Source organism: Pseudomonas sp. EA_65y_Pfl2_P74, from assembly GCF_963970575.1.
Taxonomy (GTDB): Bacteria; Pseudomonadota; Gammaproteobacteria; order Pseudomonadales; family Pseudomonadaceae; genus Aquipseudomonas; species Aquipseudomonas baetica_A.
Genome location: NZ_CAXAOQ010000017.1, coordinates 44,426 through 63,380, shown reverse-complemented (window position 1 = coordinate 63,380; position 18,955 = coordinate 44,426). Strand labels below are relative to the sequence as shown.

Below are 18,955 nucleotides of genomic sequence, written 5' to 3'. Positions count from 1 at the left end.
CGTGGGGGCGGGGTTGCTCGCTAAGACGGTTTATCTCGCGATCACGGCGCAGGGTTGGGGTGATCCTTATGAATCGCCTCAATCCCCTCCAGCACTTCATCTGAAAGCTTCAGATCAAAACTGGCGATGTTGCTGTCCAGTTGCTCAAGTGTCGTCGCACCAATGATGTTGCTGGTGACGAACGGCTGCTGGGTCACGAACGCCAAAGCCATTTGCGCCGGGTCCAGGCCGTGTTCGCGGGCCAGCGCCACGTAACGGGTGCACGCGGCCTCCGATTGCGCGTTGAAATAGCGGCTGAAGCGGCTGTAAAGGCTCAGACGGCCTTTCGGCGGACGTGCACCACCTTCGTACTTGCCCGACAAAAAGCCGAACGCCAGCGGCGAATAGGCGAGCAAGCCGCACTGTTCGCGGATGGCAATTTCCGCCAGGCCAACTTCAAAGCTGCGGTTGAGCAGGTTGTACGGATTCTGGATCGACACCGCGCGCGGCCAGCCACGGGCTTCGGCCAGCGCCAGAAAACGCATCGTGCCCCAAGGGGTTTCGTTGGACAGGCCGATGTGGCGGATTTTGCCAGCCTTTACCTGTTCGTCGAGTGCTTCGAGGGTGTCCTCCAGAGGTGTCAGGTTGGCTTCGATCTTGTGTTTGTAGCCCAGTTGTCCGAAAAAGTTGGTGCTGCGCTCTGGCCAGTGCAGTTGATACAAATCGATGTAATCGGTCTGCAGGCGCTTGAGGCTGGCGTCGACCGCTGCGGTGATGTGCTGACGGTTGTGGCGCAGGTTTTTGTCGCGGATGTAGTCGATGGTGTTGCCTGGGCCGGCGATTTTGCTGGCGAGGATCCAGTCGGCACGATCGCCGCGACTTTTGAAGTAATTGCCGATGTAACGCTCGGTGGTGGCGTAGGTGTCGGCTTTCGGCGGCACCGGATACATCTCGGCGGTGTCGATGAAGTTGATCCCGGCTTCCTTGGCCCGTTCGATCTGGGCGAAGGCTTCAGCTTCGGTGTTTTGCTCGCCCCAGGTCATGGTGCCGAGGCAAATTGCACTCACGTTCAGGTCGGTACGGCCTAGCTGGCGATAGTCCATCGGGTGCTCCTTGGGCAAAACAATCATAAAAGCAGGTTGAAATATTTTTCGCAATCTGCATAATTGCCGACCTCTTTCTGCAGTGGAAGTGATGCGCCGCCGCCGAAGAATCTTGCCGTTGAACGGACGCGCCGACCCGAGCCCCCGAAAGCGTCTGTATCCGGCTGCCTTTGACTTGTCAAAGTACGCACTATTCAGTAAGATCCGCCGTCTAATTTACAGGGCGGCCCCTGAGGCTATAAAGAATGAAAACTTTTACTGCTAAACCGGAAACAGTAAAGCGCGACTGGTTTGTCGTCGACGCTGCTGGTCAGACCCTGGGTCGTCTGGCCACCGAAATCGCGAGCCGTCTGCGTGGCAAGCACAAGCCTGAGTACACTCCTCACGTTGACACCGGCGACTACATCGTCGTAATCAACGCTGAGCAGATCCGTGTTACCGGTGCTAAAACCACTGACAAAATGTACTACTCCCACTCCGGTTTCCCGGGCGGCATCAAGTCGATCAACTTTGAAAAGCTGATCGCTAAAGCCCCTGAGCGCGTGATCGAGACCGCGGTTAAAGGCATGCTGCCTAAAAACCCACTGGGTCGCGACATGTACCGTAAGCTGAAAGTCTATGCGGGCGCTGCACACCCACATACTGCTCAGCAGCCCCAAGAACTGAAGTTTTAACGGAATAGTACATTATGTCGGCGACTCAAAATTACGGCACTGGCCGTCGCAAGACCGCAACCGCACGCGTTTTCCTGCGTCCGGGTACTGGTAAAATCTCCATCAACAACCGTTCGCTGGATAACTTCTTCGGCCGCGAAACTGCCCGCATGGTAGTTCGTCAGCCGCTGGAGCTGACCGAGACTGTCGAGAAGTTCGACATCTACGTCACCGTGATCGGTGGTGGTGTAAGTGGTCAGGCTGGCGCAATCCGCCACGGTATCACTCGCGCTCTGATGGACTACGACGAAACCCTGCGTGGCGCTCTGCGCAAAGCTGGCTTCGTTACTCGCGACGCCCGTGAAGTTGAACGTAAGAAAGTTGGTCTGCGTAAAGCGCGTAAGCGTCCGCAGTACTCGAAGCGTTAATTTCGCTTCCACGTTCAAAAAGAACGCCCGATTCCTCACGGAACCGGGCGTTTTTTTATGCCTGTGATTTATCAAAGAATTGCGCTGTGACAACTTGCCACATTCGTAGACCCCCTATACTACAAGGCTTGAGGGTGAGAGCTCCGGGTAATTCCCTTGTCAGAATTGGGGCTTTTCATTACCATCTCGGCAAAATTTTTATAAGTAACATTGATTTATTTAGTAGATGCCTGATTTAACAGGCCACAAAGCTGATGGGAGAGGACTGAATGAGCAATGACGGCGTGAATGCAGGCCGGCGTCGCTTCTTGGTAGCAGCCACATCCGTGGTGGGTGCTGCAGGAGCGGTGGGGGCTGCGGTCCCGTTCGTGGGGTCATGGTTTCCCAGTGCCAAGGCGAAAGCCGCTGGTGCACCGGTGAAAGTGAATGTCAGCAAAATCGAGCCAGGACAGCAGATGATTGCTGAATGGCGCGGTCAGCCGGTGTTCATTGTCCGCCGTACCGAGGAAATCCTGGGGAATCTTAAAAAGATCGAGGGGCAGCTCTCCGATCCGACCTCCAAAAACTCCACGCAACCCACCTATGTCGACCCGGAAGTACGTTCCATCAAGCCGCAAATCCTGCTGGTGATCGGGATCTGTACGCACCTGGGTTGCTCGCCGACCTTCCGTCCCGAAGTGGCGCCCGCGGATCTGGGCAAAGATTGGGTAGGCGGTTATTTCTGCCCTTGCCATGGTTCCCGTTACGATCTGGCTGGCCGCGTCTACAAGTCGCAACCTGCGCCTTTGAATCTGCCAGTTCCCCCGCATTCCTATGAGACTGATGACCTGATTGTCATTGGCATCGATACGGAGAAAGCGTGATGAGCAAGTTCATGGATTGGGTTGATGCGCGCTTCCCCGCCACCAAGATGTGGGAAGACCATCTCAGCAAGTATTACGCGCCAAAAAACTTCAACTTCTTCTATTTTTTCGGCTCCCTGGCGCTGCTGGTTCTGGTTAACCAGATCGTCACCGGTGTCTGGCTGACGATGAGCTACACCCCGTCGGCAGAAGAAGCGTTCGCTTCCGTCGAATACATCATGCGTGACGTCGAGTACGGCTCGATCCTGCGTTTGCTGCACTCCACAGGTGCTTCGGCGTTCTTCATCGTGGTCTATCTGCACATGTTCCGAGGCTTGCTCTACGGCTCGTATCAGAAACCGCGTGAGCTGGTCTGGGTGTTCGGCATGCTGATCTACCTGGCGCTGATGGCTGAAGCCTTCATGGGGTATCTGCTGCCATGGGGCCAGATGTCCTACTGGGGTGCCCAGGTGATCATTTCGTTGTTCGGCGCGATTCCAGTCATCGGTAACGACCTGACGCAATGGATTCGTGGTGACTACCTGATCTCCGGGATCACCCTGAACCGTTTCTTTGCCTTGCACGTTGTGGCCCTGCCGATCGTGATTCTCGGTCTGGTGGTGCTGCATATTCTGGCACTGCACGAAGTTGGTTCGAACAACCCTGACGGCGTTGATATCAAGAAGCATAAAGACGAAAACGGTATCCCGCTGGACGGCATTGCGTTCCATCCGTACTACACCGTGAAAGACATTGTCGGCGTGGTCGTGTTCCTGTTCATCTTCTGCACGATCGTGTTCTTTTTCCCGGAAATGGGTGGTTATTTCCTCGAGAAGCCGAACTTTGAAGTGGCTAACGCCTTCAAGACGCCTGAACACATTGCTCCGGTCTGGTACTTCACGCCGTTCTACGCAATTTTGCGGGCGATTCCGGACAAGCTTATGGGCGTGATCGCGATGGGGGCTTCGATTGCTTTGCTGTTTGTACTGCCTTGGCTTGACCGAAGTCCGGTCAAGTCGATGCGCTATAAGGGCTGGCTGAGCAAAATCTGGCTTGTGGTTTTCTGTGTGTGTTTTGTGCTGCTTGGCTGGACTGGCGTGAAAGCCCCGACACCGACTCTGACGTTGTTGTCGCAGGTCTGCACCTTCCTGTACTTCGCCTACTTCATTCTGATGCCGTTCTACACCCGGCTCGAGAAGACCAAACCGGTTCCGGAAAGGGTGACTGGCTGATGAAAAAATTATTCGCTGCACTGATTCTTGTTGCTTTGCCTGTGTTGTCGTTCGCCGCCGAGCACGGTCCTGAGCTGGAAAGCGTCGACATCGACGTTTCCGATAAAGCAGCCCTGCAAGATGGCGCGCGTACGTTCGCCAACTATTGCATGGGTTGCCACAGTGCCAAGTTCCAGCGCTACGAGCGGGTCGCCGATGATCTCGGCATCCCGCACGATGTGATGCTGGAGAAGCTGGTCTTCACCGGTGCCAAGATTGGCGATCACATGAGCATCGGCATGCAGCCCGCTGATGCCAAGACCTGGTTCGGCGCTGCGCCACCGGATCTGACGCTGGTCGCTCGCGTTCGGGGTACTGACTGGCTCTACGGTTATCTGAAGTCGTTCTATGAAGATCCTGCGCGTCCATGGGGTGTGAACAACAAGGTCTTCCCGAACGTCGGCATGCCTAACGTGCTGGTCGGCCTGCAAGGTCGTCAGGTCGTGGGCTGCAAACAGGTGCAGATCGTCGAAGACGGCAAGAAGCAATATGATCCGTTGACCGGTACGCCTTTGACTCATGAAGCGTGCGATCAACTGACCATCGTGCCGAAGTCGGGTGCTCTGAATGAAGAGCAGTTCGATGAGAAGGTCAAGAATCTGGTAACCTTCCTGGCTTACTCGGCTAACCCGGTTAAGCTGCAACATCAGCGCATCGGTACTTACGTTTTGCTCTACCTGGCGTTCTTCTTTGTGTTCGCCTACCTGCTCAAGCGTGAATACTGGAAAGACGTGCACTGATAACGCTTCAAGCATTGCTGTTAATCGCGCGCGCCCAAGGGTGTCTCCGATAGCGCAACGTCTGGCCAGCCAGGTGTTGCGGGAGGCACCCTCTGGGCGCGCGCGTTTTTCCGGTTCCGACAAATTCAACAAGCGAGGAGGATCGCCATGGGCGTGACCAATCGGTTGGCCTGTTACTCCGACCCCGCCGACCACTATTCCCACCGAGTGCGTATCGTACTTGCAGAGAAGGGTGTCAGCGCCGAGATCATTTATGTGGAAGCTGGTCGCCAGCCGCCTAAACTGATTGAGGTGAACCCTTACGGCAGTCTGCCGACGCTGGTCGATCGTGACCTGGCGTTGTGGGAGTCGACCGTGGTGATGGAATATCTGGATGAGCGTTACCCGCACCCGCCGTTGATGCCGGTTTATCCGGTGGCGCGTGCCAATAGCCGTCTGCTGATTCATCGTATTCAGCGTGACTGGTGTGGTCTGGTGGATCTGATCCTGGATCCGAAAGCCAAGGAAGCCGCGCGAGTTGTGGCGCGTAAGGAATTGCGCGAAAGCCTGACAGGCGTGTCGCCGCTGTTTGCCGACAAACCGTTTTTCCTCAGTGAGGAACAAAGTCTGGTGGATTGCTGCCTATTGCCAATACTCTGGCGTTTGCCGATTCTGGGTATTGAACTGCCGCGGCCAGCCAAGCCGCTGCTTGATTATATGGAGCGCCAGTTTGCGCGTGAGGCTTTCCAGGCGAGTCTGTCTGGCGTCGAACGCGATATGCGCTAAGGCTTAAGGAGCCGCTATGAACTCCAGTCGACCTTATCTGGTCCGCGCGCTCTATGAGTGGATTGTTGATAACGATTGCACCCCGCACATGCTGGTCAATTCCGAATACCCAGCGGTGCAGGTACCGCAGGGTTTTGCCAGTGACGGGCAGATTGTCCTGAACATCTCGCCGAGTGCTGTGCGTCATCTGCACATGGATAACGACGTGGTGACCTTCGAGGGGCGCTTCGGTGGTGTCCCGCACAGTCTTTACGTGCCAATCAGTGCAATCCTGGGCATCTACGCCCGGGAGAACGGGCAGGGCATGGTGTTCGACCTCGAGTCGCCGATGGATGATGAAGGCGATATCGAGCCGGATGACGACCTGCCACCTCCTGACAGCGAGCCACCGCGCCCAAGCGGCCGACCAAGTCTGAAAGTGGTGAAATAAAAAAAGGCGATCCGCAAGGATCGCCTTTTTTGTTACTGCAAGGGCGGGTGTCAGTCGATGTACTCGAACAGTTTCACGATTTTCTGCACGCCGGAGACGCCTTGCACCAGGTTGGTGGCCTGAGTGGCTTCCTGTTTGGTCAGCAGGCCCAGCAGGTAGACGATGCCGTTCTCGGTCACGACTTTGATGCGCGAGCCAGGAATGCTGGCGTCGGTGAGCATCTGGGTCTTGATCTTGGTGGTTAGCCAGGCATCGTTCTGACGGGCCAGCAGGGAGGAGGGTTGCAGCACTTGCAGTTCGTTGTGCACCTTCTTCACGCGCTGCACGTTGGCGGCGGCCTGCTCGGCCTTGGCCTTGAGGTCTTCGCGTGGTGTCTGGCCGGCCAGCAACACGACGCCGTTGAAGCTGGTGACGACGATGTGCGAATCGTTATCCAGGGCCGGGTCGGCCTTGGCGACGTTCACGCCCACTTTGGTTTCGATCAGCGAGTCGTCGATCTTGCTGCCGAAGGTGCGGGTGCCGCGGTCGTCTTCAATCGGCGCTTCACGGCTGGCATTCACCACTGAGGTGCAGCCGCTGATGCCGAGGCATAGAGTCAAGGCCAGAAGGCCAAGGCGATTAGGGGTCATTCTTCACTCCCGAACAGTTGGCTGTCGATCAGATCGCAAAGGCAATGGATCGCCAGCAAGTGGACTTCTTGAATGCGTGCAGTGACATTGGCCGGTACGCGAATCTCTACGTCCTCGGGCAACAGCAGCGACGCCATGCCGCCGCCATCGCGTCCGGTCAAAGCTACGACAATCATTTCGCGATCATGTGCGGCCTGAATCGCTTGAATAATGTTCGCCGAGTTACCGCTCGTCGAAATCGCCAGCAATACATCGCCTGGTTGACCGAGCGCACGGATCTGCTTGGAGAACACTTCGTTGTAGCTGTAGTCGTTGGCAATCGAGGTGATCGTCGAGGTGTCGGTGGTCAGGGCTATGGCTGGCAAGCTCGGGCGCTCGCGCTCGAAGCGGTTAAGCAGCTCCGAGGAAAAGTGCTGGGCGTCGCCCGCAGAGCCGCCATTGCCGCACGAAAGCATTTTGCCTTCGTTGAGCAGGGCATTGACCATGATCTGGCTGGCTTGCTCGATGTGCGGTGCAAGTACGTCCATCGCCTGTTGCTTGGTGTCGATACTGGCCTGGAAAAGCTGGCGAATTCGGGATTGCATGTCCATCTGTGTGACCTTAAGTAGCGCGGCTGTTCGGCACATGAATGTGCAGCCCGCAAAGCAAAGAGCAAAATGTGTCGGGTGAAAAACGGGTCGGGTGCAGGTGATCAACTGTCGAAAGCATTCTGCAACCAGTTCAGCTGACTCGGATGGCTGTCGATGGCCACCACGTCGAAGCGGCAGGGGGAGTTGGCCCAACGCGACTCGCGCTGAAGAAAATACTGCGCAGCGAAAATCAGTTTCTGCTGCTTGCGCCCATCGATACTAGCGAGCGCTCCACCCCATTGAGTGTTTTTTCTGTAGCGAACTTCAACGAATACTACTGTATCGCCATCAAGCATGACCAGATCAAGCTCGCCGCGTTTACATAACCAGTTCTGCGCCAGCAGGCGCAGACCTTGGTTCTGTAGATGCTCGAGCGCTTGGCGCTCGGCATCTTTACCGCTTTGCGAGCGTGACCTGTCGGGCATCAGCGCGGGGTATCCGGCAGACGTTGGACCTGACCATTGACGAACTGCGCCCAAGGCAACTGACGCACAACGCGTTGAGTCTGGGTCATGCCGAGGCTGCCCGACTGGCCTTCGATGCGGCTGTCCGGCAGGGCTTTGAGCTGGCTCAGGCGCGGAGCCAGGCGATAAGCGTCAACGCCCATGGCGTACAGACGCCCCAGACTGCCGGCCGCTTGCGGCCACTGTGCGGTGACTTGTTGGCGCAGCGGATCGCTGGTTTCCAGCAGCCATGGGGTTTCGCAGAAGCGAATGCCGTTCATGTCGTTGTACTGGTTCACATCGCCGCTGGCGCTGTACACATGGGAGGTCGCATAGACCGGAACGTCACCGGCGTACTGGAAGTTCAGGGTCGGCTTGATCTGCTGTGCCTGTTGTGGTGTCGAGGCGAGGAAGATGAATTCGATGTCCTGACTGCGCGACGGTTGTGCGGCTACGTTGGTGCCGGCAGCATTTTGCAGGCTCTTGGCGCGGGCTTCGCTCTGGCGCAGCCGGAACATATCAGCGATCTGCTGAGCCAGTTGCACAGGTTGATCAATGTGCTCGATGGCGACAACGCTGCCGCCATTGGCTTGCCAGTCCTGGCTGAACGCGCGCATTACGCGGTCGCCCCATTCGCCTTTCGGCACCATGATCGCAGCGCGGTGCAGGCCGTCGGCGCGTGCGCGGCGGGACACTTCGCGGGCTTCGTCTTCAGCCGCCAGACCAAACTGAAACAGCTGTGCCGGACCTTGATCGCCTTCGCTGTAGTTCAGTGCCAGGGTGGTGATAGGCAGTTGTGGGCGAGTGCTCAGTTGTTTGACCAGTGGTTTTTCCAGCGGTCCGACCACCAGTTGCACGCCATTGGCTTGAGCCTTGCGATAGAACTCATCCATCGAGGTCAGCTTCGTGCTGTCGTAAAACTCGATGGCTGGCGGCTTCTGCCCGGCCTGTTGAGCCTGATAGTGCGCAGCCATGAAGCCTTCGCGTAGCGCTTTGCCGACAGCAGCCAGTTGACCATCTTGTGGCAGCAGCAGGGCAATCTTGCTCAGGGGCTGGCTGGTCAGCTCCTTGAGTTTGGCCAATGGCAATGGCAGCTTGATGGCGGCCGGATGCTTTGGATTTTGTGCACGCCAGGTGTCGATGGCGGCTTGCTGTTGTTCCAGGGTGCCGGCGGTTTTTACGGCCAGTGCCAGGCCCATCCAGCCACCGAGATCGTCGGTGGTGTTGGGTTGCAGTTGATCGGTCGGCAGCGAGGCGATCAGGCTCCAGATGGCTTCGTGGTTCTTGCTGGCGGCTTCACCTTGCAGCATCGGGGCGATGAAGACGCGCTCACGGGCAGCGGCGAGCGTCTGGCCATCGGCTTCCAGGGCGCGGGCGTGCACGGTGCCGGTGCGTATCTGCTGATCTTCCGGCATTTCACCCAAGTGTTGCAGGCTCGGATGGCTCAGCGCGGTCAGCGCCGCTTTTGGCTGATTGCGCGTCATGGCCAGTTCCGCTGCCAAGGTGCTGGCGAAAATCTGCTGGCCTGGCTTGAGTTGCTCCAGTGGCACTTGTTGCAGGATCTGTGCGGACTGTCCGGCATTGCCCTGGCGATAAGCCAGATCTGCGGCGCTCAGGCGCAACAGGGCAGCTTTTTCCGGGGTTTTAGCTTGGGTAGCCTGTTCGAGCATTTGCTCGATGCTGGCATCCGGAGTCCGTGGAAGTTCGCCAAGGCTGGAGGAAGGGGAGCTGGCGCAAGCCGCCAACAAGGCAGCGAGGCAAAGGGCAGTGAACAGCCGCAGGCAAGCGATCATGTAAATGTTCCTGATACTCGATCAAATTAGCGTGGAATTGTACCCAAGCGCTGGCCGGGGCGCGATGTTACTGGCATGAATCAGTCAATTTAGCTGAAGGAAATGTTGCCGCAGCGCACAGTTACGCACAAAACCCAAGGATGCCTGAACGCATCGCGAGCCTCGTGACGCGTTACAATGCCGGCTTTTACCGATCATGAGGTGTGCGCTTTGACTGCTCCAGGTCCTTTGAATTCCGCTGCTGGCTCGCTTTATGTGGTGGCGACGCCCATCGGCAACCTGGACGACATCAGCGCCCGGGCACTGAAAATTCTCCGTGAAGTGGCACTGATCGCGGCGGAAGACACGCGTCACTCGCAACGATTGATGCAGCACTTTGGTATTTCCACACCGCTGGCCGCCTGCCACGAACATAACGAACGAGATGAAGGTAGCCGCTTTATTACCCGTTTGCTGGCGGGTGACAACGTGGCGTTGATCTCTGATGCAGGAACACCGCTGATTTCCGATCCGGGGTATCACTTGGTGCGTCAGGCACGGGCCGCCGGGATCAATGTGGTGCCGGTGCCAGGCGCCTGTGCGCTCATTGCTGCGCTATCGGCGGCGGGGCTGCCGTCTGACCGGTTCATCTTCGAAGGTTTTCTGCCGGCCAAGTCAGTCGGACGCAAGGCGCGCCTGGAAGCCGTCAAGGAAGAGCCGCGCACGTTGATTTTCTATGAGGCGCCGCACCGTATCCTTGAATGTTTGCAGGACATGGAGGCGGTTTTCGGTGGCGAGCGTCAGGCGTTGCTGGCCCGTGAAATCACCAAGACGTTCGAAACCCTTAAAGGTTTGCCGTTGGCTGAGCTGCGCGCATTTGTGGAGTCCGACAGCAATCAGCAGCGCGGCGAGTGTGTGGTGTTGGTGGCAGGCTGGACCGCGCCGGAGTCCGAAGACGCTGTCAGCAGCGAGGCGATGCGCATCCTTGATTTGTTGCTCGAAGAGATGCCGCTCAAGCGTGCGGCGGCGCTTGCAGCGCAAATCACTGGTGAGCGTAAAAACGTGTTGTATCAAGTCGCGCTGGATAAACAGAAGGGTGAGTAACCCATCGCACAGAGCGGGTTTGCGGCTATTAAGGCTTGTTCTTCAGTCGCTCTGCCGTTAACCTTCGCGGCGGAGAGTCGATCGGACAGTCGCTGCCCTCTATGAAAATTAGGGGGGGGAGGAAAGTCCGGGCTCCATAGGGCGAAGTGCCAGGTAATGCCTGGGAGGCGTGAGCCTACGGAAAGTGCCACAGAAAATAACCGCCTAAGTGCTTCGGCACCGGTAAGGGTGAAAAGGTGCGGTAAGAGCGCACCGCACGTCTGGCAACAGTTCGTGGCTAGGTAAACCCCACTTGGAGCAAGACCAAATAGGGTCCCAAGGCGTGGCCCGCGCTGGGACCGGGTAGGTTGCTAAAGATGTCCAGTGATGGCCATCGTAGACGAATGACTGTTCAAGACAGAACCCGGCTTACAGATCGACTCTCCACCTTTTTCTTTCCCTGCTTGAATCAATGGCATCAGGGCTGTGTATTATCAGCAGGCCCTGGCTGAACGTTCGGCAGCGGCAAATGCAGTAATAGCCATTTCCCACCTTGCTTCAATCAACAGCAGAAGCGCATTTGTAATACCGAAAAAATCTTACTCTTAACAAATTACTTTAACTTTCGATCGCAGCTTTCAGTGCGGCATCAAGTTATGGGTCAAAAGTAGTCGCCAGATTCTCGTTGCACCTCCTTTTATGCTCCTAAATCTCCGTTCTGTAAGGGTTTTCCTTTAATCCGCGCCTTGACGGTGTGGTGGGCGCATTCCTATAGTGTGCGCAAGTGGCGGAAAGTGGCATGAAGTGGGTTTTTTGAGCTCAAAACGATAAAAATTGGAGAAACGCAGACGTGTTTCGCGGAGCTAACGCTATCAGTCTCGACGCAAAGGGCCGTCTCGCTATGCCGAGCCGGTACCGTGACGAGCTCGAATCGCGTAGTTCCGGCCAGTTGATTGTCACGATCGATGCCGTTGATCCATGTCTGTGTGTTTACCCGCTCGATGAGTGGGAAATCATTGAAACCAAGTTGCGCGCGCTCCCTTCGCTTCGCGAAGAGAACCGTCGCCTGCAGCGTTTATTGATTGGTAATGCCGTCGACCTCGAGCTCGATGGCAGTGGTCGTTTTCTGGTTCCGCCGCGTCTGCGCGAATACGCCAAATTGGATAAGCGCGCAATGCTGGTAGGCCAACTGAACAAGTTCCAATTGTGGGACGAGGATGCATGGAACGCGGTATCTGCCGCCGACCTTGCTGCCATTCAACAACCGGGCGCGATGCCTGATGAACTGCGTGATTTGATCCTGTGACTATTGATAGCGGCTTTAACCACATCACCGTACTGCTTGACGAAGCCGTCGAGGCTCTCGCCGTACGTCCTGATGGCTGCTATCTGGACGGCACGTTCGGGCGCGGCGGGCACAGTCGGTTGATCCTCAGTCAGCTCGGGCGGGACGGTCGACTCATCGGGTTCGACAAGGATCCCCAAGCGATTGCCACCGGGCAAGCGCTAGCGGCCGAAGACGGCCGCTTTGTCGTTGTGCAGCGCAGCTTTGCCGAGCTCGGTTCAGTCGTCGCCGAACGGGGGCTGGACGGCAAGGTCAGCGGTATTCTGCTCGATCTGGGCGTGTCGTCGCCGCAACTCGACGACGCAGAACGCGGCTTCAGCTTTCTCAATGACGGCCCGCTGGACATGCGCATGGATCCGTCCCGAGGCATCAGCGCCGCCGAGTTCGTCAATACCGCACCGGTTGAAGAAATCGCCCGAGTGTTCAAGGAGTACGGCGAAGAGCGTTTCTCCGGGCGCATGGCCCGTGCCGTCGCCGAGCGTCGCGATATCAAACCGTTCGAGCGCACCGCTGATCTGGCCGAAGTGTTGAAAGTCGCCAACCCGGCATGGGAGAAGGGCAAGAACCCGGCTACCCGTGCATTCCAGGGTTTGCGCATTCACGTCAACAACGAATTGGGTGACCTGGAAGCTGGCCTCGAAGCGGCGCTGCAAGCTCTGGAAGTGGGCGGCCGTCTGGTCGTGATCAGTTTTCATTCGCTCGAAGACCGTATCGTCAAGCTGTTCATGCGCAAACTGGTGAAAGGCGAAGCCGACAACCTGCCGCGCAACCTGCCGGTTCGCCACGTTGCGTTCGAACCGAAAATCAAAATCCATGGCAAAGCGCAGGCGGCCTCCGACGCCGAACTCAAAGCCAACCCACGTTCCCGTAGCGCCGTCATGCGTGTCGCGGAGAAGTTGCGGTGAGCAAGCTTTTCGCCAAGCCACTGCCTGGCGGCAGCTTTTTCATGCTGCTGCTGTTTGTCGGCGTGCTCGTGTCGGCCATCGGCGTGTCTTACAGCGCGCACTGGAACCGTCAGTTGCTCAACAACCTTTATAGCGAGCTGAGCGTGCGCGACAAGGCGCAAGCCGAATGGGGTCGTCTGATTCTCGAGCAAAGCACCTGGACCGCACACAGCCGGATCGAAGTACTGGCCACTGAACAACTGAAAATGCACATCCCGGGCGCGGCTGACGTGCAGATGGTGGCGCCATGATGAAGCTTGAAGGCGCACTCTTTCCGTGGCGCTTCCGCCTGATGCTGGCGCTCCTCGGCGTGATGGTCGCAGCGATCTGCTGGCGCATTATCGACCTGCAAGTGGTTGACCGTGACTTCCTCAAAGGTCAGGGCGATGCCCGCAGTCTTCGTCACATTCCGATTCCTGCACACCGTGGTTTGATCACCGACCGCAACGGCGAACCTTTGGCGGTCAGTACCCCGGTGACCACCCTGTGGGCCAACCCCAAGGAAATGCAATCGGCCAAAGAGAAGTGGCCTGCATTGGCGACAGCGCTGGGGCAGGATCCGAAAGCACTGACCGAGCGCCTGGAAGCCCAGGCCAACAAAGAATTCATTTATCTGGTGCGCGGGCTGACTCCCGAGCAGGGTCAGGCTGTGCTCGACCTTAAAGTGCCGGGCGTCTATGGCATCGAAGAATTCCGGCGTTTCTATCCGGCCGGTGAAGTGACGGCGCACATGGTCGGATTCACCGACATCGATGACCACGGTCGTGAGGGTATCGAACTGGCTTATGACGAATGGCTGGCCGGGGTGCCGGGCAAACGACAGGTCATCAAGGATCGGCGCGGGCGGCTGATCAAGGATGTCCAGGTCACCAAAAACGCCAAGGCCGGTAAGCCCTTGGCGTTGTCCATTGACCTGCGTCTGCAATATCTGGCTAACCGCGAACTGCGTAACGCGATCATCGAGAACGGCGCCAAGGCCGGCAGCCTGGTGATCATGGATGTGAAGACCGGCGAGATCCTTGCCATGGTCAACCAGCCGACCTACAACCCGAACAACCGCCGCAACCTGCAGCCGGCGATGATGCGTAACCGCGCGATGATTGACGTGTTCGAGCCCGGTTCGACCATGAAAGCGATCTCGATGAGTGCTGCGATCGAGTCCGGCCGGTGGAAACCGACCGACACCGTCGAGGTGTATCCGGGAACCTTGCAGATTGGTAAATACACCATCAAGGACGTCTCCCGAAGCGAAGGCCCGGTGCTGGACATGACCGGCATTCTGATCAATTCCAGTAACGTCGGCATGAGTAAGGTCGCCTTCGATATTGGTGGTGAAACCATTTACCGTCTCGCGCAGAAAGTCGGCCTGGGCCAGGACACCGGCCTCGGTTTCCCGGGGGAGCGCGTTGGCAACCTGCCTAACTACCGTGAATGGCGCAAGGCCGAAACTGCGACACTGTCCTACGGCTACGGTATTTCCGTGACCGCGATCCAGTTGGTCCACGCCTTTTCGGCGCTGGCCAACAACGGTCGTCTGGCACCGCTGACGCTGATCAAAACCGACAAGCCGCCGCAAACCACGCAAGTGCTGCCTGAAGCCGTCGCGAAAACCATGCAAGGCATGCTGCAGCAAGTGATCGAGGCGCCTCGTGGCGTGTTCCGTGCGAAGGTGCCGGCGTATCACGTGGCTGGCAAGTCGGGGACGGCGCGCAAGACATCGACGGGCACCAAGGGCTACGCCGAAAATTCCTACCGCTCGCTGTTCGCCGGTTTCGGCCCGATGAGCGACCCGCGTTACGCAATCGTTGTGGTGATCGATGAGCCGTCCAAGGCCGGTTACTTCGGTGGCCTGGTATCGGCGCCGGTGTTCAGCCGTGTGATGTCCGGCACCCTGCGTCTGATGAACGTAACCCCGGACAACCTGCCGACGACACAACAGGCCAACGCCACCCCGGTTATTCCGCTGAAAGCCAATGGAGGGCGCGGCTGATGTCTCTGAGTCTGAACAAGATATTCCCTCACGCCGGCCACGATCTGTTGATCCGTGAACTGGCGCTGGATAGCCGCAACGTGCGCGCGGGTGACCTGTTCCTCGCGGTGCCTGGCGGCAAGTTCGATGGCCGTGCGCACATTGCCGATGCGCTCGCGCGCGGCGCAGCAGCGGTGGCTTATGAGGTGGAAGGCGCCACGGTGCTGCCGATCACTGATGTTCCGCTGATCCCGGTCAAGGGTCTGGCCGCACAGTTGTCGGACATCGCCGGGCGCTTTTACGGTGAGCCAAGCCACCATCTGAAGCTGATCGGCGTGACCGGCACTAACGGCAAAACCAGCGTGACCCAATTGGTGGCGCAAGCGCTGGATCTGCTCGGACAGCATTGCGGCATCGTCGGCACGCTGGGTTCCGGCTTCTATGGCGCACTGCAAAGCGGCCTGCACACCACGCCCAATCCAATTGCCGTGCAAGCGACTTTGGGCGACCTGAAACAGGCCGGCGCCAAAGCTGTCGCCATGGAGGTGTCGTCCCACGGTCTGGATCAGGGGCGGGTGACCGCATTGGCATTTGACGTGGCGGTGATGACCAATTTGTCCCGCGACCATCTGGACTACCACGGCACGATGCAGGCTTACGCCGAGGCCAAGGCCAAGCTGTTCGCCTGGAGCGATCTGAAGTGCCGTGTGGTCAATCTCGACGATGATTTCGGCCGGCAACTGGCGGCCGAAAAACGCGATTCGCGTCTGATTACCTACAGCCTGCTCGACAGCAGTGCCTATCTGTATTGCCGCGAAGCCCAGTTCGATGACCACGGCGTGCTCGCCACCCTGGTGACGCCGCAAGGTGAACATCATTTGCGCAGCACGTTGTTGGGGCGTTTCAACCTGAGCAATATACTGGCCGCGGTCGGTGCCTTGCTGGGGCTGGATTACGCACTGGACGAAATTCTTAAAGTACTGCCAAAACTCGAAGGCCCGGCCGGTCGCATGCAGCGTCTGGGCGGTGGCACGCAACCGTTGGTGGTGGTCGATTATGCCCATACCCCGGATGCCCTGGAAAAAGTGCTGACGGCATTGCGCCCCCACGTCAAAGGTCGGTTGCTGTGCCTGTTCGGCTGCGGCGGTGATCGCGATCGCGGCAAGCGTCCGCTGATGGCCGAAGTGGTCGAGCGTCTGGCCGATCAAGTGCTGGTCACTGACGACAACCCGCGCACCGAAGACCCGGCAGTGATTTTCGATGACATCCGCGCCGGTTTCACCGCTGTGGATAAAGTCACGTTCGTTGCCGGCCGTGGTCAGGCAATTGCCCAACTGATCGCCGGCGCTTCGGCGGATGACGTGATCGTGCTGGCGGGTAAAGGTCACGAGGACTATCAGGAAATCAACGGCGAGCGCCATGCCTTCTCTGATCTGGTCGAGGCCGATCACGCCCTGACCGCGTGGGAGGTGGCCCATGCTTAAGGCCCTCACGCTCAGCGAATTGACCAACGCGCTCGACGCACGCCTGATCAGCGCCGATGCCAGGTTCGACGGCGTCAGCATCGACAGCCGCGCGATCCATCCCGGCCAACTGTTTATTGCCCTGACCGGCCCGCGTTTCGATGGTCATGACTATTTGAACGACGTCGCCGCCAAAGGCGCCGTTGCCGCGCTGGTCGAGCGTGAAGTCGCCGACAGCACGCTGGCGCAACTGCTGGTCAAAGACACCCGCCAGGCCTTGGGCCAGTTGGGTGCCTTGAACCGTGCCGCCTTCACTCAGCCAGTCGCTGCCATCACTGGCTCCAGCGGCAAAACCACCGTCAAGGAAATGCTCGCGAGCATCCTGCGTACTCGCGGTCCGGTATTGGCCACCCGTGGCAACCTGAACAACGACCTCGGCGCGCCACTGACCCTGCTCGAACTGGCACCGGAACACACGTCGGCCGTGATCGAACTGGGCGCTTCGCGTCTGGGTGAAATTGCTTACACCGTTGGGCTGACCAAGCCCCATGTGGCGATCTTGAACAATGCGGGCACCGCTCACGTCGGCGAATTCGGCGGGCCGGAAAAAATCGTCGAAGCCAAAGGCGAGATCATCGACGGTCTGGCAGCGGATGGCGTTGCCGTGCTCAATCTCGACGACAAGGCCTTCGGTATCTGGAAGACCCGCGCTGCCGGGCGCAAAGTGCTGACCTTCGCCCTCAGCAATTCGCAGGCTGACTTCTATGCCAGCGACTTGAGCACCGATGCGCGTGGCTGCCCGGCCTTCAATCTGCACACGCCTGAAGGTGTCGAGTACGTTCAACTGAACCTGCTCGGCACGCATAACGTCGCCAATGCCATGGCCGCCGCCGCCGCCGCACACGCCTTGGGTGTGTCGCTCTTCGGCATCGCCACCGGGCTTGGCGCGGTGCAACCGGTCAAGGGTCGCACCGTTGCGCAACTGGCGAAGAACGGCATGCGCGTGATCGATGACACTTACAACGCAAACCCCACCTCAATGTGCGCGGCCGTTGATATACTCGCCGGCTTTTCCGGCCGCACCGTCCTGGTGCTCGGAGACATCGGCGAGTTGGGCGATTGGGCGGAGCAGGGGCACCGCGACGTGGGCGAGTACGCCCGGGGCAAGGTTTGCGCGCTTTATGCCGTTGGGCCGAACATGGTCCACGCCGTAACCGCTTTCGGTGAACAGGCGCATCACTTCGGCACGCAAGCCGAACTGATCCAGGCCCTCGACGCCGAGCAGGACACAAACACCACCATTTTGATCAAGGGTTCGCGCAGTGCAGCGATGGAAAACATCGTGGCGGCTCTGTGCGGGTCCAGTCTGGAGAAACATTAATGCTGCTGCTGCTAGCGGAGTATCTGCAACAGTTCTACAAAGGCTTCGCGGTCTTCCAGTACCTGACCCTGCGCGGGATTCTCGGTGTGCTGACCGCGCTGGTTTTGTCGCTGTGCTATGGCCCGTGGATGATCCGCACTTTGCAGAACCGTCAGATCGGTCAATCCGTTCGTAACGACGGCCCGCAATCGCACCTGTCCAAGTCGGGCACACCGACCATGGGCGGCGCCTTGATTCTGTCCTCGATTGGCGTCAGCACCCTGCTGTGGGCTGACCTGAGCAATCGTTATGTCTGGACCGTGCTGCTGGTGACCCTGTTGTTCGGCGCCATCGGCTGGGTCGACGACTACCGCAAAGTCATCGAGAAAAACTCCCGTGGCCTGCCGAGCCGCTGGAAGTATTTCTGGCAGTCGGTGTTCGGCCTGGGCGCAGCGATCTTCCTTTATATGACCGCTTCCACGCCGGTGGAAACTACGCTGATCCTGCCGATGCTCAAGGATTACAGCATCCCGCTGGGCGCCGGTTTCATCGTGCTGACCTACTTTGTGATCGTCGGTTCGAGCAACGCGGTCAACCTGACTGACGGCCTCGACGGTCTGGCGATCATGCCAACCGTGATGGTCGGCGGCGGCCTCGGTATTTTCTGCTACCTGTCGGGTAACGTGAAATTCGCCGAATACCTGCTGATCCCATATGTGCCCGGCGCGGGGGAACTGATCGTGTTCTGCGGTGCGCTGATCGGTGCCGGTCTGGGCTTCCTCTGGTTCAACACCTATCCGGCGCAAGTGTTCATGGGTGACGTCGGCGCACTGGCGCTGGGCGCAGCCCTGGGCACCATCGCGGTGATCGTCCGTCAGGAAATCGTCCTGTTCATCATGGGCGGCGTGTTCGTGATGGAAACCCTGTCAGTCGTCATTCAGGTGGCGTCCTTCAAGCTGACCGGTCGCCGTGTATTCCGCATGGCACCGATACACCACCACTTTGAACTCAAAGGCTGGCCCGAGCCACGCGTGATCGTCCGTTTCTGGATCATCACCGTGATTCTCGTGCTGATCGGCCTTGCCACCCTGAAGCTGAGGTAGAACG

The 18,955-nt window shown here is 58.4% G+C and carries 20 protein-coding genes and 1 other RNA gene; 16 read left to right on the top strand and 5 right to left on the bottom strand.

Translation table 11 applies throughout. The annotated features are described in order from the left end of the window. Positions 1 to 41: 41 nt before the first annotated feature. Complete coding sequence (locus tag AACY18_RS15460) at positions 42 to 1,082, bottom strand: NADP(H)-dependent aldo-keto reductase (protein WP_339465306.1); 1,041 nt, start codon at positions 1,080 to 1,082, stop codon at positions 42 to 44. A 245-nt stretch (positions 1,083 to 1,327) separates the two neighbouring features. Between AACY18_RS15460 and rplM the strand changes: the two genes are divergently transcribed. From rplM to AACY18_RS15425, 7 genes are all read left to right on the top strand, one after another. Further along, positions 1,328 to 1,756, top strand: a complete 429-nt coding sequence (rplM, locus tag AACY18_RS15455; RefSeq protein WP_007917032.1) for a 50S ribosomal protein L13 — start codon at positions 1,328 to 1,330, stop codon at positions 1,754 to 1,756. 14 nt (positions 1,757 to 1,770) lie between these two features. Then, positions 1,771 to 2,163 carry a 30S ribosomal protein S9 gene (gene rpsI, locus AACY18_RS15450; RefSeq protein ID WP_100845125.1) on the top strand — a complete coding sequence of 131 codons (393 nt, stop codon included), beginning with the start codon at positions 1,771 to 1,773 and terminating at the stop codon, positions 2,161 to 2,163. 269 nt (positions 2,164 to 2,432) lie between these two features. After that, positions 2,433 to 3,026: a ubiquinol-cytochrome c reductase iron-sulfur subunit gene (gene petA / locus AACY18_RS15445; RefSeq protein WP_221731519.1), complete on the top strand. Its 594-nt coding sequence runs from the start codon at positions 2,433 to 2,435 to the stop codon at positions 3,024 to 3,026. After that, complete coding sequence (locus tag AACY18_RS15440; RefSeq protein ID WP_339432162.1) at positions 3,026 to 4,237, top strand: cytochrome b; 1,212 nt, start codon at positions 3,026 to 3,028, stop codon at positions 4,235 to 4,237. Before petA ends, AACY18_RS15440 begins: the two co-directional genes overlap by 1 nt. Next, a complete protein-coding gene (locus tag AACY18_RS15435; protein WP_339432161.1) occupies positions 4,237 to 5,016 on the top strand; it encodes a cytochrome c1 in 780 nt (259 codons plus the stop codon). The genes AACY18_RS15440 and AACY18_RS15435 overlap by 1 nt, the downstream gene beginning before the upstream one ends. A gap of 147 nt (positions 5,017 to 5,163) precedes the next feature. Further along, positions 5,164 to 5,781, top strand: a complete 618-nt coding sequence (locus AACY18_RS15430; protein ID WP_090286143.1) for a glutathione S-transferase N-terminal domain-containing protein — start codon at positions 5,164 to 5,166, stop codon at positions 5,779 to 5,781. Positions 5,782 to 5,797: 16 nt separating this feature from the next. Continuing rightward, positions 5,798 to 6,211: a ClpXP protease specificity-enhancing factor gene (locus AACY18_RS15425; protein ID WP_108590189.1), complete on the top strand. Its 414-nt coding sequence runs from the start codon at positions 5,798 to 5,800 to the stop codon at positions 6,209 to 6,211. Between the two features lie 50 nt (positions 6,212 to 6,261). On the opposite strand, the gene AACY18_RS15420 is transcribed toward AACY18_RS15425, so the two are convergent. From AACY18_RS15420 to AACY18_RS15405, 4 genes are all read right to left on the bottom strand, one after another. Continuing rightward, positions 6,262 to 6,840, bottom strand: a complete 579-nt coding sequence (locus AACY18_RS15420) for a BON domain-containing protein (RefSeq protein WP_166221262.1) — start codon at positions 6,838 to 6,840, stop codon at positions 6,262 to 6,264. Beyond that, the gene (locus AACY18_RS15415; RefSeq protein WP_008082788.1) at positions 6,837 to 7,430 is read right to left on the bottom strand and encodes a phosphoheptose isomerase; all 594 of its coding nucleotides are present in this window, start codon (positions 7,428 to 7,430) and stop codon (positions 6,837 to 6,839) included. The genes AACY18_RS15420 and AACY18_RS15415 overlap by 4 nt, the downstream gene beginning before the upstream one ends. Positions 7,431 to 7,531: 101 nt before the next feature. Continuing rightward, on the bottom strand, positions 7,532 to 7,894 hold the full coding sequence (locus tag AACY18_RS15410) for a YraN family protein (RefSeq protein WP_150592666.1): 363 nt from the start codon (positions 7,892 to 7,894) through the stop codon (positions 7,532 to 7,534). Next, positions 7,894 to 9,705 carry a penicillin-binding protein activator gene (locus AACY18_RS15405; RefSeq protein ID WP_339465305.1) on the bottom strand — a complete coding sequence of 604 codons (1,812 nt, stop codon included), beginning with the start codon at positions 9,703 to 9,705 and terminating at the stop codon, positions 7,894 to 7,896. The genes AACY18_RS15410 and AACY18_RS15405 overlap by 1 nt, the downstream gene beginning before the upstream one ends. Positions 9,706 to 9,882: 177 nt before the next feature. On the opposite strand from AACY18_RS15405, the gene rsmI reads away from it, so the two are divergent. The 9 genes from rsmI (at position 9,883) to mraY (ending at position 18,951) form a co-directional block, all read left to right on the top strand. Beyond that, on the top strand, positions 9,883 to 10,788 hold the full coding sequence (gene rsmI, locus AACY18_RS15400; RefSeq protein ID WP_339465304.1) for a 16S rRNA (cytidine(1402)-2'-O)-methyltransferase: 906 nt from the start codon (positions 9,883 to 9,885) through the stop codon (positions 10,786 to 10,788). A 73-nt stretch (positions 10,789 to 10,861) separates the two neighbouring features. Further along, positions 10,862 to 11,215, top strand: an RNA gene (rnpB, locus tag AACY18_RS15395) — RNase P RNA component class A. 402 nt (positions 11,216 to 11,617) lie between these two features. Further along, complete coding sequence (mraZ, locus tag AACY18_RS15390; RefSeq protein ID WP_221731512.1) at positions 11,618 to 12,073, top strand: division/cell wall cluster transcriptional repressor MraZ; 456 nt, start codon at positions 11,618 to 11,620, stop codon at positions 12,071 to 12,073. Beyond that, positions 12,070 to 13,017 (top strand): 16S rRNA (cytosine(1402)-N(4))-methyltransferase RsmH, encoded by a 948-nt coding sequence (gene rsmH, locus AACY18_RS15385; RefSeq protein ID WP_445261957.1) that lies wholly within the window; start codon positions 12,070 to 12,072, stop codon positions 13,015 to 13,017. Before mraZ ends, rsmH begins: the two co-directional genes overlap by 4 nt. After that, positions 13,014 to 13,307: a cell division protein FtsL gene (gene ftsL / locus AACY18_RS15380; RefSeq protein ID WP_339432158.1), complete on the top strand. Its 294-nt coding sequence runs from the start codon at positions 13,014 to 13,016 to the stop codon at positions 13,305 to 13,307. Before rsmH ends, ftsL begins: the two co-directional genes overlap by 4 nt. Next, the gene (locus AACY18_RS15375) at positions 13,307 to 15,046 is read left to right on the top strand and encodes a peptidoglycan D,D-transpeptidase FtsI family protein (RefSeq protein WP_339465336.1); all 1,740 of its coding nucleotides are present in this window, start codon (positions 13,307 to 13,309) and stop codon (positions 15,044 to 15,046) included. Before ftsL ends, AACY18_RS15375 begins: the two co-directional genes overlap by 1 nt. After that, the gene (locus tag AACY18_RS15370) at positions 15,046 to 16,509 is read left to right on the top strand and encodes a UDP-N-acetylmuramoyl-L-alanyl-D-glutamate--2,6-diaminopimelate ligase (RefSeq protein WP_339465303.1); all 1,464 of its coding nucleotides are present in this window, start codon (positions 15,046 to 15,048) and stop codon (positions 16,507 to 16,509) included. The genes AACY18_RS15375 and AACY18_RS15370 overlap by 1 nt, the downstream gene beginning before the upstream one ends. Next, positions 16,502 to 17,869: a UDP-N-acetylmuramoyl-tripeptide--D-alanyl-D-alanine ligase gene (locus tag AACY18_RS15365; RefSeq protein ID WP_339465302.1), complete on the top strand. Its 1,368-nt coding sequence runs from the start codon at positions 16,502 to 16,504 to the stop codon at positions 17,867 to 17,869. Before AACY18_RS15370 ends, AACY18_RS15365 begins: the two co-directional genes overlap by 8 nt. Next, positions 17,869 to 18,951 (top strand): phospho-N-acetylmuramoyl-pentapeptide-transferase, encoded by a 1,083-nt coding sequence (gene mraY, locus AACY18_RS15360; protein WP_103306215.1) that lies wholly within the window; start codon positions 17,869 to 17,871, stop codon positions 18,949 to 18,951. The genes AACY18_RS15365 and mraY overlap by 1 nt, the downstream gene beginning before the upstream one ends. The last annotated feature ends 4 nt before the right edge of the window (positions 18,952 to 18,955 follow it).